The 14,240-nt window shown below is 43.5% G+C and carries 11 protein-coding genes; 6 read left to right on the top strand and 5 right to left on the bottom strand.

Annotated elements, in window-relative coordinates; all coding sequences use genetic code 11:
* Positions 1-60: 60 nt before the first annotated feature.
* Together C7475_RS07225 and C7475_RS07220 are read right to left on the bottom strand one after the other, a co-directional pair.
* On the bottom strand, positions 61-2,076 hold the full coding sequence (locus C7475_RS07225) for an ATP-binding protein (RefSeq protein ID WP_110052624.1): 2,016 nt from the start codon (positions 2,074-2,076) through the stop codon (positions 61-63).
* On the bottom strand, positions 2,073-3,254 hold the full coding sequence (locus tag C7475_RS07220) for an ATP-binding protein (protein WP_110052623.1): 1,182 nt from the start codon (positions 3,252-3,254) through the stop codon (positions 2,073-2,075). Before C7475_RS07220 ends, C7475_RS07225 begins: the two co-directional genes overlap by 4 nt.
* A gap of 120 nt (positions 3,255-3,374) precedes the next feature.
* Between C7475_RS07220 and C7475_RS07215 the strand changes: the two genes are divergently transcribed.
* Positions 3,375-4,229 (top strand): AraC family transcriptional regulator, encoded by an 855-nt coding sequence (locus C7475_RS07215; protein WP_110052622.1) that lies wholly within the window; start codon positions 3,375-3,377, stop codon positions 4,227-4,229.
* A gap of 138 nt (positions 4,230-4,367) precedes the next feature.
* Entirely contained in the window at positions 4,368-4,949 is a 582-nt protein-coding gene (locus C7475_RS07210; protein ID WP_110052621.1) for a DUF417 family protein, read from the top strand.
* 70 nt (positions 4,950-5,019) lie between these two features.
* Here the strand turns inward: C7475_RS07210 and C7475_RS07205 are convergent, their stop codons facing one another.
* The gene (locus C7475_RS07205; RefSeq protein WP_110052620.1) at positions 5,020-6,588 is read right to left on the bottom strand and encodes a hypothetical protein; all 1,569 of its coding nucleotides are present in this window, start codon (positions 6,586-6,588) and stop codon (positions 5,020-5,022) included.
* A 24-nt stretch (positions 6,589-6,612) separates the two neighbouring features.
* Positions 6,613-8,076 carry a M48 family metalloprotease gene (locus C7475_RS07200; protein WP_110052619.1) on the bottom strand — a complete coding sequence of 488 codons (1,464 nt, stop codon included), beginning with the start codon at positions 8,074-8,076 and terminating at the stop codon, positions 6,613-6,615.
* 167 nt (positions 8,077-8,243) lie between these two features.
* Between C7475_RS07200 and C7475_RS07195 the strand changes: the two genes are divergently transcribed.
* The 3 genes from C7475_RS07195 to C7475_RS07185 all read left to right on the top strand — a co-directional run bounded on the left by C7475_RS07195 (position 8,244) and on the right by C7475_RS07185 (position 11,005).
* The gene (locus tag C7475_RS07195) at positions 8,244-9,905 is read left to right on the top strand and encodes a trypsin-like peptidase domain-containing protein (protein ID WP_110052618.1); all 1,662 of its coding nucleotides are present in this window, start codon (positions 8,244-8,246) and stop codon (positions 9,903-9,905) included.
* Between the two features lie 115 nt (positions 9,906-10,020).
* Positions 10,021-10,290 (top strand): UBP-type zinc finger domain-containing protein, encoded by a 270-nt coding sequence (locus C7475_RS07190; protein WP_110052617.1) that lies wholly within the window; start codon positions 10,021-10,023, stop codon positions 10,288-10,290.
* Positions 10,291-10,465: 175 nt separating this feature from the next.
* Positions 10,466-11,005, top strand: coding sequence for a hypothetical protein (locus C7475_RS07185; protein WP_146217501.1), 540 nt, complete (start codon positions 10,466-10,468; stop codon positions 11,003-11,005).
* 53 nt (positions 11,006-11,058) lie between these two features.
* Here C7475_RS07185 and C7475_RS07180 read toward each other — a convergent pair whose 3' ends face one another.
* On the bottom strand, positions 11,059-11,400 hold the full coding sequence (locus C7475_RS07180) for a TfoX/Sxy family protein (protein ID WP_110052615.1): 342 nt from the start codon (positions 11,398-11,400) through the stop codon (positions 11,059-11,061).
* Between the two features lie 131 nt (positions 11,401-11,531).
* On the opposite strand from C7475_RS07180, the gene C7475_RS07175 reads away from it, so the two are divergent.
* Complete coding sequence (locus C7475_RS07175) at positions 11,532-14,231, top strand: NAD-binding protein (RefSeq protein WP_110052614.1); 2,700 nt, start codon at positions 11,532-11,534, stop codon at positions 14,229-14,231.
* Positions 14,232-14,240 lie beyond the last annotated feature (9 nt).

Below are 14,240 nucleotides of genomic sequence, written 5' to 3'. Positions count from 1 at the left end.
GAATAAAAGATTTTACAGGAGGTATTCAGGGTATGAATTACCTCCTGTAAAATTATATGCCTAGCGGTGCAGGCCGCTGCCGGATGCAGGTTTGGTCCCATTGTTTATTGTAAATTCCGGGAACTTTCTTTCAATAGTTTTCCTCGAACTTGTAACTGATTCTATATAAAGAAATACCGCTTGTTCTTTTTCAGAACCGAGTGAGGAGAGTATATCTTTATCACTGTCTGACGCCATATATCTGATTGTTTTCTCCCAGGTTTCAAATTCGTATTTCGGCATTGGAATATGTTTAAGCACTTTTAGGGCAAGTTGATAATACGCGCCCACTACCAGCGTATGAAATATTTGTTGGAAGCATTGTTCTTCTTCATCAGTTAGCTGGTCGAACTTGTATTGCTGGATGAGCGTTATCAGGCTGTTTGAGATATTGAGAACTGTATCTGGTCCCTGAAAAATGATTGCATCCATTAGACTTTGTTCTCCCCATATAAGAAAGAGTGTAACGCAAAAATAGGAGTTAACCGGTGCCTCAATTATGTATTTTATATAATCATTTATTGCTTCCGGAGAAAACCCTTCCATGATTTCCCAAAAGTGTTCTTCTATGTATTTGAAAGCTATTTGCCGGGATGCTGGTTCTGCGATGTTCCTCCCGAAGGCAATCTGAAGAAGGAGTGAATAGTCTTTTTCCGACAGTTTTTTATTCAACAGACGATAGAAGTCATCTTCAGATAACGCAAGGTCTTTTGCGATGTGTTTAGGTATATTTTCGTTGAGTAGATACCGGGTCTCTATATCAATATCCTGGAAAAAGCTGTATGCCTGTCCATATATTTCAAGTGTATGTTTGTCCAACAGACCACTTTTTGCTTTATTTACGTAATCCTGGATCCTTTTTTCTATTTCCTTTTTGCCATACCATGATTCCAGGAATTTTACAAGCCAGATGACCCTGTTACGGTCCTGTTTTCTTCCATATCTCATGAGATACCAGATATTAAAGAATCGTTCTTTTATCAGGTAAATATGGTTTTTGGTATTGGTGGCGCGTTTTTCAATAATCTGGTTCTTCTCAAGCTGTCTGAGTTGGGCAGATATAAGCTTGCTGTCTAATCTCACCTGTTTGGTCAGATCTTTTACACTAATGGCTTCCCAGTTTAATGCCACGGCATCGATGATTTTCTGTTGCTGGGGTGGAAGATCGTCCATCCGGTGTTTGTAAAGTGGCGTTACTGCGTCTAATACACTTTCCAGGTCAGTCAGGCCTGCTCCATGTTCATTGTCGACAAAGATCTGGAATAGTAAGGACATCGTTCTTGGAACACCTCCTGATAAGGTCCGGAAGGTTGAGATGCGCGAAGGAGTATTATGTATAATATGTTCGATCTTTTCTTCCTGATGATGCAGCACTGCTAATTGCCGGAGCAAAGTCCTGCTTTCTTCATCTGTGAGGTCCTGGAGCGCAATCATCTTAAAGAACTCAAATAGCGGTTGCTGATAGTCCAGTACCTGGCTTAATATTACCGGCGAACCTGCTATGACCCTAAAATGAGGCATTGTTTGCAGTACTTCTCTCAGCCGTCTTACTTCCAGTTCGCCGAATTTACCAAGCAACTGGCCGATATTGTCAATGAATAACAACACTTTATTTTTCCGCTGATCAAGATGTTTGATCAGGATCCTGAATATTGTTTCTTCATAGTCGTCCTGTTGGATAAATGGGGCCATTTCACTGGTAATGCCATTGAATCCATGATGATCTTCCAGATACTCTGCTACTCTCTCCCATAGATTGCCAAGTTCACCTATGTTATATTGTTCTTCGCTGAACATAACAGGGAGCAGCCATTTTGATAACGAAGGATCGTCTTCAACAGCATATTTTAGGCGAAGCAAAAGGGTGGTCTTACCAGCCCCCCGTTGGCCGAGCAAAAGATAGTGCTGCTCGGGAGTGGTCATTTTCCCGGATTTGAGATCTTTAAAGATCTCTTTAAAGATTTCTGTCCGGATAACAAACTCCGATATAAATTCCAGCTTATCTTTCCTTGCCGGGTTGTAAAGAAAAATGCTCATAGTTTACAAATGAATCGCTCCCACCATCTCTTTAGAATAGGGGAATTAAAGAAATAAATGTGTTGTTTATAGTCACAATGTATATATCCGTCGTGCATCAGATTTTCAATGATCAATCTATAACCTTCTTCCTGTTGACAGGATATGGCCAATTCTAAAGCCTCTTTTGTACTGAGTACCTGTTTTTCGGCCAGTTGCTTCAATAACAGGTCGGCATATCTGAAAGCATCGCCCTTGAAATGGGATTTCAGCCTGACATAATAGTGATCAAAATGACTTTTATATCTCAGGCTTAATAAGCCTTCGATGGCATCTTCGATAATTTCTCCGGTGATCAGGGGAGCATCGCCATTAGTTCTTTGTATTTCTAATGCAATCAATTGGATATGAAAAGGGATATACCATTGTAATAACTTTCTTAAAACATCTACCGCACTCTGATGAATGTCTTTGCCTTGCAGGGATTTTTTGAGAAAGTCAATAGTTTCATCTTCAGTGAGAGGCTCCACTTCAATAGGATTCAGATCATTAATAGTAGCGGTAGCACCTATTGCAGATACAACCTGGTTTAGTCCGATTGAGCCTGTATATATAAACCGTACTTTTTGAGAGATCACATAATCTATTCTAAGCGCACGTTTTCCCAATAGAAAAAGGATAGCTTCGTCTGTGTTCTTCTTATTTATATTTTCAATTGTTTGCGGAAATTCGTCGATCAGCAATACAAGCGGAGTATCTTCTACCGCACAATAATCGATCAGAAAATTCCGGAATTCTTCATAGTAGTCCCGGATACTTTCATTATGGTTGAACTCTATACCTGTATTTAATACCTTAATGCTTTTTATTCTATGAAAGAACTTGTTGTCGGTCTTCCTGATTCCCGCTTTTAGCTTATTGGACAGGGACGTCTTGATCTTAGGATCGCTTAAAATGACTTCCAGTACCTTTTTATAAAATTGTGAAGCATCTGATATGCTTTCGGTATCTATAAGTACGTAGTGTCTTTCTGCGATACGATTGTCAAACAGATACCATAATATTGAGGTTTTTCCAACTCTTCTTGGGGCTATGAGTTGTATGTTACTGCCCACCAAAGCATCTGATATTCTTGCAATTTCCCGATCACGTTGATAGAAGTTATCTCCCCTGGCTGGAAGTCCGATAAATTGATTCATGACAATGGATTTTTTGTCAAAAGTAATGACAATATATTTATTGCCAAATAGTTTAACAATAAATATTTTGTCATCTTTTACTCGCCTAACTTCCTACTTTTGCCCCGTTATCTGCTTATTATGAAAAGAATCTGTTCTTCCGCCGGTGAAACACTTCTCAGCCTGAATACGGACCCCAACGGTCTCTCTTCCCCTGCACAGTTCTCTGAATACACCGTCGTGTTCATCCCGGAAGGAGAGGGCATCTACCACGCCGATTTCGGCACCTTTCCATTCAAAGGCCCTGTGCTGCTCTTTTCTACCCCTCTCCAAACGATCTACATAGAACAAATACTCCCCTGTGATCTTACCATATTGCAGTTCCATGGCGATTTCTACTGCATAGAATACCACAAAGCACAAGTAGCCTGTAACGGATTACTGTTTAATAACATCTATATAGAGCCTGCTGTAAAGCTGGATGAAAGGGAAACCCTGAGTTTCCGGAACCTGTTGGACGAACTTACCACGGAATTTGACGCATCCGGATGTGACGAGATCGTGATGAGGGGTTATTTACAGCTGCTGCTTGCAAAATCCAGCAGTATTAAACTCAAGTCGGCGGCTAATAAACAGATGCCGCAGGAGAAGGATGAACAAATGGAAAAGTTCAGGGAACTGCTGGACCAGCATTATCTTACCCTCCATAAACCCGCTGACTATGCTGAATTATTGGCCATGTCACCCAATAACTTTACAAAACGTTGCACCCGCTATTTCAAGAAATCTCCGTCGGCTATGATCCAGGAGCGCCTGGTCCTGGAAGCTAAGAAACAGCTGCACCTGACCCGTCGCAGTATCAAGGAGATAGCCTTCTCCCTGCAATTCAGTGACGAGTTCTATTTCAGCCGGTTCTTTAAGAAGTTTACGAAGGTCTCCCCTCAGACTTTCCGGCAAAAGACAGGCATCTCTATTGTTGCCGACCTGCCCCAATAATATTCCCCCTCTTACTGGTATTTACCCGCTTTGGCAGATTTGTCCAAGTGAAGGACTGTATCGTCCATGTTCTGCCGTGGCCGATGTGTCTACCTTTACATCGTCAAACACACACACAAACAAATAATTCTGAAGATCATGAAAAATTCATTAGTAACATTTATATCTAACCTCGATCAATTTGGTAAGAAAGCAGTGCGTCTCGGTATTGTGGTTGTTTTTTTATGGATTGGCGGACTGAAGTTTTTCACTTATGAAGCCGATGGTATTACCCCCTTTGTGGCTAATAGCCCATTTATGTCATTTTTTTATAATCATCCTGACGAATATAAAGGCCATATAAATAAAGAAGGTGAACTGGTTGCTGAAAATCACCAATGGCATATTGAGAACAACACATATGGATTTTCTGCAGGACTGGGAACAATGCTGGTCACACTGGCAATACTTGTAGCATTGTACAAAGTAGTACCCTTTGCGAGTATGATAGGTAGTATTCTGATCTTTATTATGACCCTGGGTACGCTTTCCTTCCTGGTAACAACACCGGAAAGCTGGGTGCCGCACCTGACAGATCAGAACTGGGGATTTCCGTACTTGTCCGGACGCGGTAGACTGGTGATTAAAGACATAGTCATCCTGGGCGGAGCCATAATCACAGCAAGTGAATCAGCAAAGATCTATCTGCACAGACAAAGAATAAAAAATAATACGCACTAATTATAACAAGCTTTATTTGTGTGTTGTATATAAAAAAACGGCGTCTCTTATGAGGCGCCGTTTTCTATAATTAGATAGACTCTATCGAAAACTTCGTGTACTTCTCTTTCTTATTGTATTCAGACACGATAACGTGACCTTCTTTAGCAGGATAGAGCGAAGTACGGACATTACCATCCTTATGAGGAATCGTCCGTATTATTTTATGCTGATCAACATTGTAAATAGTAGCCTTCTTATCATCATCCATGATCAGGAATGTAGATTTCGTATCAGAAGCAGACACTGTGTAAAAACTATGTGTAGAGGCCATATATCCAGGCGCTCTGCCCGATAGCACACGACCTCTGGCTGCTTCGATCGAATTTATCTGGGTTAATTTGCCGGTGGAGTCCTGTTTAATAAGCACACCATCAGTGATCCTGAATTTTGAAGTACCGGCAGAACCTAATATAAACAGCGGCGGCATGATCAGCGGCGCTGTGATAACAGAACTGGCTATACAACCCCATCTTGTTTTCTTACTCATATTTGAGCCGGCAAAATAGGTGTTCCCGGTGTAGTCTCTGAAAGTGTAACCGGGTATCATATAACCATGTGTGGCAGACATATACCCTTTACGGGTTATATTGGGATTGGAGTTGTCGTCCCAGTAAGTGAACAACTGTTGAACATCCGATTTATCATGCCCGGTAACGCTGATGGTGAACACTCCTTTATACAAACGTTTGGTCAGCCCCTTTACTGTTTCGTAATTATTTACCGGCCTTGATTTAAGAATGTAACCACTGATAAAAGGTCTCCCTGTAGCAGGATCATTGTCAAATGATACTACCTGTAACGGATTCTTTTTCTTGTCTTCCAGCGGGTACTTCAGAATGCCTGACTTGTTGTCTACATCATAAGAGATCAGTGTATAACCGCCTAAGTGTACACGTTCATCTTTCTTCAGCAGCAGGTGCACATCATGCCAGGAGGTCAGCATGTAATAATGGTCTGCGATCTCTGTAATGTATTTTTCCCAGAGCAGTTCTCCCTGGGTGTTATAAACAAGGAGGTAGTTATGTTCATTGTCTGCAAAGAAGAACGCAAATCCTTTTTCTTTGATGTTTTTCATCTGCAGGAAGATCTTCAGCGCCTCGTTCAGATCATTGTTATATTGTGCAAAGTCCCATGCGTGGCGAACCTTAACTGTCAGTTTCTTTTCGGCAGTACGGGCGATCTTTCCGTCGAGGGTGATAAATTGTGCAAACACCGACATGTAACCATCCTTCAGCGCTTCATTTCGGTTGCCTCTATTCGAGAATTCGTACCCTATAACATTACTTTTAAGATATGCGAGGCATAAAATATCTTTCTCAAATGATACCTGACGGAGGTCCAGTTTCAGTTCTTTGAAAGTAACCACCCCAAGGTCATTGAGGTTTTCATCCATAATAGTGATCTTATAATTGAAAGAGTCTTTATCAGACCTTTCCAGTTCGGTAAAGGAAAGATACCCGACTAATGCTCCATCCTGCATGATGGTTTTAAGTTTTGTAGAGATGCCTTCGCTCACTTCTTTGAATACTTTTGTCTGGGCATGGCTATATTCTAATGTGGTAAATGCTAATAGTACTGCCAGAAAGATTTTTTTCATGGTATAGGGGAATTATGGTTGAACCTATTTCTTTTCAATATCATTTGCGAATTCGCAATACATACTGGTTTTATTGTTGTTTGTAAACTCTTTCGCTGCTTTTACACCTGCACCGTCGGTAGTGCCCGCGTCAATGGTAAGAACACCGAGGAGACTTTTCAGGTCCTTTTCAGGCGTAGGCATGCTACCCCAGAAAGCCGCATTCTGGAATTGTTTACAACTTTTCTCGAGCTCTTCACGGGGTATCTGTTCAAGCATCGTCTGGAGCTCGTAATAGTTTTTGGAAATATACTCCTTCTGTGTCACGCCGATGGCGGCAAAGCGGTGCAATTCCTTGTCTGCATGGAATAATTCCAACATGATGTTGTGCAACATGAAATCGTACCAGGGATCATTGGAACCTTTGTCCTTTTCCAGCAGTATCCGGTAGAGGCAGGGAGCCAGGTGCATATTACAGTACATATTCCAGATCATCATTTTACTGGCCTTTTCCCTGATACGTTCAGGTACCGGCGTTAGTTGCTGACCGGGCGTAGCGGCTGCTTTCGTATTGTTGTAACGTACAATACAGTCAGGGTGCGTCTTCATAGAATCCTGGAGGGCTACGCTTTCCTGGAAATTATAGCTCTTTGTGGAAAGGCCTTTGGAGCGCTTTTTCAACCAGGCATCGTCAATTGTGACGTTGTATGCTGCAAAGTAGTTTTTGATCGGTTGTTTAAGCGGCTGGTGATATACCATATCGGCACTGTCCAGTCGTAGGAAGAAAGCCGGATCAAAAGCCAGATGAGCATTCTTCAACAGGATGATGGCCAGTGAGTCGGCGTCACTTTCGCGATAACGCTGGTGTTTACTTCTGTCAAAAGAATAGTTCTCAAATATTTTCTTAAGGCGCGTCAGTCGCTCGTACCTGGAATCCAGCACGTCTTCCAGTGATTGTTTGTATTCGTCGGATGTCAGCCACTCCGCACGCTTCCTCATGGAGTTTTCGGCGTGTTCGAGGATGTTGTGCGACATCTCATGCGCCAGTGTGAGCGCGATCTCTTCACGGGACCGGGCGAAAACCAATAGGCCCAGGTTAATGGCCAACACATTATTACCAATGGCATATGCGTTAACGGAAGGGCTTCTATCAATGAACAGCATCGGTTGAGCGGGCATGTAGCTCTTATTTGCCTTTGCAATTTCGCTGGCAATTCCTCCCAGGTAGTCGTACAGCTCTTTGTCGTGCACATAATCATCGTCCTCGATAGCATCCAGGAAGAAGCTGGTCCTTTCATCCCATATCTCCTTGTACTTCTTCTGAACGGTTTTGTCTTTATACCTGGCAGGGCAGGTCCATTCTTTTTTCAGAGAGTCCTTTTGCTTCTGGTAATAGAAGTGGGAAAGCTCCTGATAAGTGTACAGATTATTGGTCTGACTTCTGGAATTGTGGCTGAGCACTGTTAGCAACAGCAATAGTAGTGTAAAACACTTAGGTATAGGTCTCATACATGTATTGTCCCCGGGATGCGGGATGATAATGCAAGATAAGAATTTTCTATATATTTAATAATATCAGGGTAAATGCAGTGGGGCCGCTTTCCGGTGATCCATATACAGGATGTCAAACGGAAAATTATCTTTATCCGCCGGTTTTAAAGACCGGGTTAATAAAAATGAGAAAAAACCAACTATTTGTTATTCTCCTGGCACTACTTGCAGGGAATAGCTACAGCCAACGTATTGCCGAAACTTTACCACCTGTTATTCATGCTGCCATTGAAAAAGCTTATCCCGCCAGCGTAAGGATCTGGGGATATGACACGCTATCTAACCAGCAGATGAGCGCCCAGTTCAGCGGGGTCGTCGTAACTGCCGAAGGACATATCCTCACGGTCGCTCACACCACAATTCCCGGAAAGACCTATAAGGTCAATTTCCCCGATGGAAAATCTGCCATTGCACTGGCGCTGGGGAAGATCAACTTTCCCGAAACACCTATCTTACCGGATGTGTCAATGATGAAGATCATTGGTCCGGGGCAATGGCCGTTTGCAGAAATGGCCCGTTCAGCGGCCCTGAAAGTGAATGAGCCGTGCATCAGTATCGCCTATCCCGAAAGCCTGAACCAGCCATTGCCGGCCGTGCGTTTTGGCCGTATTACCCAGGTGAAGAACGATAAGGGCTTTGTACAGTCTTCCTGTATCATGGAACCCGGCGACTCCGGCGGTCCCCTGTTCGATTACCTGGGCCGTGTTATAGGACTGCATAGTGCCGTTGATCTCAGTGAAAAGATCAATTATGAAGTGCCGGTTGACCTCTACCGTAAATATTGGACAGCGCTGAACAAAGCAGAACACTATACACAGTTCCCTTCGGCGGAAGATGCTGTACCGGATGATCTGCTGGCGGGTAGTCTCATGGTGGTGCCACAGCTGGAAGACATAAATGTGGCGCTGAAAACAACCGCATACGACGGCACAAGCCTGAAAATCACCAGTAACATTAAAGAGACAGCAGAAACAGTGATCGGTACATTGTTTTCCGTGGATGGGAAGTCTATTATTGTAAGTAAAAACTCCTCGGTAGGAGAACAACCTGTTGTTACCATAAGCAACAAAAAAAAGGTAGTGGCGACGATCCTCTTCAGGGACAGGACCCAAGACCTGGTGCTGCTGCAACTGCCTGCAAAGTTGAAGAAAGGGATCTCGTTCCCGCTTGCAATGCAACAGGTGGATAGCCTGGGTAAGTTCCTGGTGTCTCCTCAGCCTGACACTATTGGCATCATAAGCGTATTGGGAAGCAGGGAGTTTTCGTTACCGAGAATGAGCAGCCTTGCATTTCTGGGTGCTGCTATTGCACCTACGGCCTCGCCGCTGGCACTGACCTTTGTAATGCCAGGCTCTCCGGCGGCAGAAAGTGGTCTGCAGGTAGGTGATCTGGTGATCAGCATCAACGGTGTTCCGGTTAATAAAGCGGAAGACTATGGCCGGGAATTATCTAAATACTGGCCGGGCGATAAGATCAAATTCGAGCGCCAGCGTAATGGCAATCTCAGTACGGTAGAAATTACATTAGGTACCCGGCCGATACAGCCTGCGAATCATCCGGCAGAGATGTTCAAAGGTGGTAAGAGCAGCAGAAGGGACGGCTTTGAAAGTGTCTTCACACACGATGCGGTGATACGGCCGGAGCAATGTGGCGGCCCCGTATTCGATACACATGGACATTTTTACGGTATCAATATTGCGCGCTTCTCCCGGACCAGCAGCATTGTTGTTCCGGCTGCCGTGGTACAACAATTCATTGACGTAAATCTGCCACAGAAAAAGAATTAATAAAATACCCGCAACAATCATCTTTACAGTGATTGTTGCGGGTATCTCCGATAGTCGGCAGAAAGTTTTATCTTACTATCAATAACCTGATCGTTGAACTAAAAACATTAAGACAATGAGTGAAAAGACCTGTCAGCATCTGAGTGAGATCACTGAAGTTAAAATAGGGGATGAGTATGTATGTGAAGAGTGTATCAAACATGGCGGCGAATGGGTGCATCTTCGTACCTGTCAAACCTGTGGTGTTACCTTGTGCTGTGATCAGTCGCCGGAAACACATATGACCCGCCACTACCATGCAACGCATCATCCTGTGATAGCTTCTGCCGAGCCGGGCGAACGTTGGCTCTGGTGTTATCCTGACAAACAGTTTGCAGAATATTAACCGGTGCAGCATACGTATTTCTACGCACTTTCAGAATGAGCGACCCTGATATGTGTACGTACTTGTACGCAATTGATTGTCATGGCCTTCCAGGGATACAAAAAAGGAGTACTTTAGTATATATTATTGTTTTTTATGATTATCCATCTTTTATTTTAAACCAATAATAAATACAATGAAAAGGACCACTCTTGTGTTGTCTCTCGGATTGATGGTTGCTCTTGCTGCATGTAAAGGGAAAAATAAAACTGAAAATGCAGACCAGCAGACTACGTCTGAACAACAGGCTGACAACAGTACCCCGGCTGCCAGTACCCCTGCAAATGAGCCTAAAACGTACCAGGTAGCTTTCTCTCCCGACACTGCTTACCTCGGGAAAACAAAAGAAGCATTTGTTCGTGTAAAAAGCGGAAAGGCTGTTGAGTTATCAGATGCAGATGGAAAAGTGACAGGTACTGAAATTACCTATGAACTGGAGGTAACCAATAAGAACCAGGTAGGAGGTAACGGTATCTTCATTAATCCGGGCGATTTCCGTTTGCAGTTGGACAATGGTAATAACCTGACACATGATAACTACAATACATTGAATGTGGATGCAGAGTCTACCAAGTCTTCCGAAAACAAATTCAGGTTACCGGCAGGTGCAAAGCCTAAAACATTGAACCTGTTCTATGATGAGACCAGGGTTTCAGTAGGTGTAGAGTTGAAGTAATAACAGATCATCAGAAATTATTAATAAGCTCCTGGCCGGCCCGGTCAGGAGCTTTATTTTTTCTTTTTGGATGATTTTGCCTTTTTGTTGAACTCCAACGCCAGATCAATCCAGTATTCAAAATCTTTCTTACTTTTTATGCCGGTTTCGTCTATCAGTACATAACCGATCATTTGTTTGCCGCCGAAAGACATTGTTCTGCAGCCGGTCTTCTCAACGGCTGTTTCATGAAAATCAGGGTCTATACGGCACATCAGATCGTCTTTGGTAACGCCTACGCACATTTTGTCATTGTACATAAAAACCAGTCCCCCCATCATTTTCTTCTCCTCTACATCAGAAAGATTTTCAAAACGCTCCCTGATCCTGTTAGCAAGTTTTTCATCGTATGGCATGCGATAATAATTTTAGGTGGAAATATATCTTTAATCTATAAAGTATAGAAACGAATATGTTTCGCAAGATATGTTATCAAATATCATTAAACGCTACATTGCAGTAGTCCTCAAAAATAATCCCAATCACCATGATCCGGAACAAATTCCACTACATTTTTTGCCGGAGGCGTTTAAAGAACTTTCCCCTGCTTTCTCATGCAATACCGCATGGTAGAAAAGTAATAGCCCATAGCGGTCACCGTGATCTGCTACCTGAAGACTTAGCCCAGATTGAGAATGCAGTTGGCGAAAAACTACAGGAAATAACACGGGGCGATTTAGAGGGCTTTATTTTGGTTTCAGGTATCGCCGAGGGCGCTGATATGCTTGTAGCATCGAAAGCGCTGGAAATGGGTCTTAAAGTACTTTTGTTGACATTGCCCGGGCGCGATGATGAGAAGAGAGTGAAGGAACTGACGGGCAGGTTTGATACCACACAGATCACAACCCTGTCCCTCAAACCTTATATAAAACGGGCATCGGCTGAAAAAGACGCCGGTGAAGATAAGGAAGACACTACTCCCTACAAGGTCCTGGCAAATAGCCTTGTTAATATCGCGGAATACCTGATCGTGTTATGGGACGGTGTGGACACGGGAAAGGAAGGTGGTACATCGGATGTAGTGAACAAGATCGTAGAAACGGGAGATAGAAAACGATGTAAGACCGGCAGGTTATACCAGTTGATCGTTCCCCGTTCGCAAAACAGTTATCCCCTATGTGGCGCTGTTTTACAGCGACAACGTTACTTTCCGCCGCCCGACAAAATGGAGTGGGCCGAAACATGTTTTCCCCAGCCATCTTCTAAAAGTCCTATTTCCTGGTGGAAAAGGAACGTGGGCTATAATGAGAATTTCTGGCGCTTTGTGTTGCCGCTCTTCTTTGTAATACTAACCGTAGGTTTTGGCTCCTGGGGTTTTATTTTGTCAGAACAAGGAGGACAGGGCGCCGGTTACCCAGGATATCGGAACGCTTTCTTCAACGCCGTGAATCTGCTGACGTTTAACTCATCTGTGAGTCCATCACCTGGTACAGGACAGGAAGAGTTAAACATCATACTTGACATCGCCCGGTTTGCCGGTTTATCTTTCTTCATCAATGCGTTCATAGTCGCTTTTTTACTGGCCATTGGCGGTAATAATAAGAACCTTCTCCGTTTCTTTCTCTGGCGCTGGTTTGCGCGGGATAGGATCTGCCTGATCACGGGGTTGAACAGTATCACCTACCTGCTGGCCATCACGCTGAAAAAGGAAAAACAAAAGGTGATGATCATCGATAAAGCGCCTGATCCCAATCTGAAAATAGAGGCTGCAAAACGAGGGATCAGGGTGGTGAACGGAAGTCCGCAGTCATCCACTTTTTTAAAGAGGAACTACGCAGTTAACGCACATACTGTATACCTCCTGGAAGAAGCGGATGCGGATAACATCAGGACCTTGCAGGAGTTAGACCTGTTATGGGGGAAGCAAAATAAAATAAAGCAATGTTACATTCATCTGCAAGAATCCCGGGCAGCGGAGTTTGTTGGTAAGCTGCATGAAGAACCCGGTCATGCTGTTGTACGCAGGCTGAACTTCCAGGAAATCATCAGCAGGAAATTATTGATCCGTTATCCCATTTACAGGAAATGTCAGGAAGCACGGCAACCTACAGAAATACTGTTGTTTGGTTTCGGAGAAATGGGGAAACAGCTCTTGGTTACACTACTTCATACTCTTCAGCTGAATAACGGCCATCATGTTAATATTACTGTGTTTGCACAGGACGCGGGAACGGCTGAATCTGAGTTTTATGAGCATTATCCTTGTCTCTGGTACAACCCGCATGACAACCCCTTATATGAAGCGCCTTATACCAGCGAGATCCGCAAAGAAATTTTTCCAAGAGAAAGGATCACGTTTAAGGAGTTACCCGTTTCAGATGCTGCGTACTATAATGACAAAGCAGTGTTACAGGCCCTGAAGGAAGAGAACCATATTACAGTTTATTTCTGCCTGGAAGACGCCTTGCAGGGCGCCGCCTATCTACATGGCTTCCTGGGCAAGGTCGCGCTGCGGAAATTTAATCTGCAGATCTTCTGTTATTGCAACCTCGCTGACGAAAGCGAGTTTGATAACATCTCTCACATGCTGAACAAACAATTGCCGTATACGCCTGTTGTCCTCTTTGGTCAGCTGATAGATGAATGCAGGGTATTGGCGGTGGGTAACGCGACTATTGACGATCTCCCTGCACTGATCAATTTCTGGTATACCGGTATTGAGGAAAAAGAAAACTGGAAAGATCATCCGGAAAAGATCATGAAACAAGCAAGAAAGGAATGGGAAACACTGTCCTATCCACATAAGGAGAGCAATCGCCGGGCAGCGGACCATATATGGGTGAAGCTGCGTTATACATCGTATTCCCTTCAGAAGATCAAACAGGCATTAAAAGAGGAGGCATCGTCCGAAGAACTGTTCAGATATTTTACTAAAGAAGAGAACCGCGAACACAAAGAATTGTTTGAATTGCTTTCAATGACAGAACAACGGCGCTGGTGTGCCGAGAAGCTACTGATAGGATTCCTACCTTTACAGGATTATTATCTGGATACGGAAGATATTGATACCCGGATAAAACACTGGAATACGAAACGCACCTATAAAGAACTTTATCAATCCCAGAAATTACACATTGACCTTGTACCGTATGATAAATTGTCCGATGTTGAAAAGAGCAAAGACCGCTCCCAGATCAATGGCATTCCTTATTTCATACATGTACTGACAGCAAATCACATCTTGTAATCACCAGCA

Origin of the sequence: Chitinophaga sp. S165 (assembly GCF_003182155.1) — a bacterium.
In the GTDB taxonomy this organism is placed as follows: Bacteria; Bacteroidota; Bacteroidia; order Chitinophagales; family Chitinophagaceae; genus Chitinophaga.
Note: the sequence above shows the minus strand (reverse complement) of the source record. Positions and strands in the feature narration are given on the sequence as shown.

Excerpts from the sequence above, each read along its gene's own strand:
- C7475_RS07225 (WP_110052624.1), bottom strand. The coding sequence starts at position 2,076 with ATGAGCATTTTTCTTTACAACCCGGCAAGGAAAGATAAGCTGGAATTT.
- C7475_RS07220 (WP_110052623.1), bottom strand. The coding sequence starts at position 3,254 with ATGAATCAATTTATCGGACTTCCAGCCAGGGGAGATAACTTCTATCAA.
- C7475_RS07215 (WP_110052622.1), top strand. The coding sequence starts at position 3,375 with ATGAAAAGAATCTGTTCTTCCGCCGGTGAAACACTTCTCAGCCTGAAT.
- C7475_RS07210 (WP_110052621.1), top strand. The coding sequence starts at position 4,368 with ATGAAAAATTCATTAGTAACATTTATATCTAACCTCGATCAATTTGGT.
- C7475_RS07205 (WP_110052620.1), bottom strand. The coding sequence starts at position 6,588 with ATGAAAAAAATCTTTCTGGCAGTACTATTAGCATTTACCACATTAGAA.
- C7475_RS07200 (WP_110052619.1), bottom strand. The coding sequence starts at position 8,076 with ATGAGACCTATACCTAAGTGTTTTACACTACTATTGCTGTTGCTAACA.
- C7475_RS07195 (WP_110052618.1), top strand. The coding sequence starts at position 8,244 with ATGAGAAAAAACCAACTATTTGTTATTCTCCTGGCACTACTTGCAGGG.
- C7475_RS07190 (WP_110052617.1), top strand. The coding sequence starts at position 10,021 with ATGAGTGAAAAGACCTGTCAGCATCTGAGTGAGATCACTGAAGTTAAA.
- C7475_RS07185 (WP_146217501.1), top strand. The coding sequence starts at position 10,466 with ATGAAAAGGACCACTCTTGTGTTGTCTCTCGGATTGATGGTTGCTCTT.
- C7475_RS07180 (WP_110052615.1), bottom strand. The coding sequence starts at position 11,400 with ATGCCATACGATGAAAAACTTGCTAACAGGATCAGGGAGCGTTTTGAA.
- C7475_RS07175 (WP_110052614.1), top strand. The coding sequence starts at position 11,532 with ATGATCCGGAACAAATTCCACTACATTTTTTGCCGGAGGCGTTTAAAG.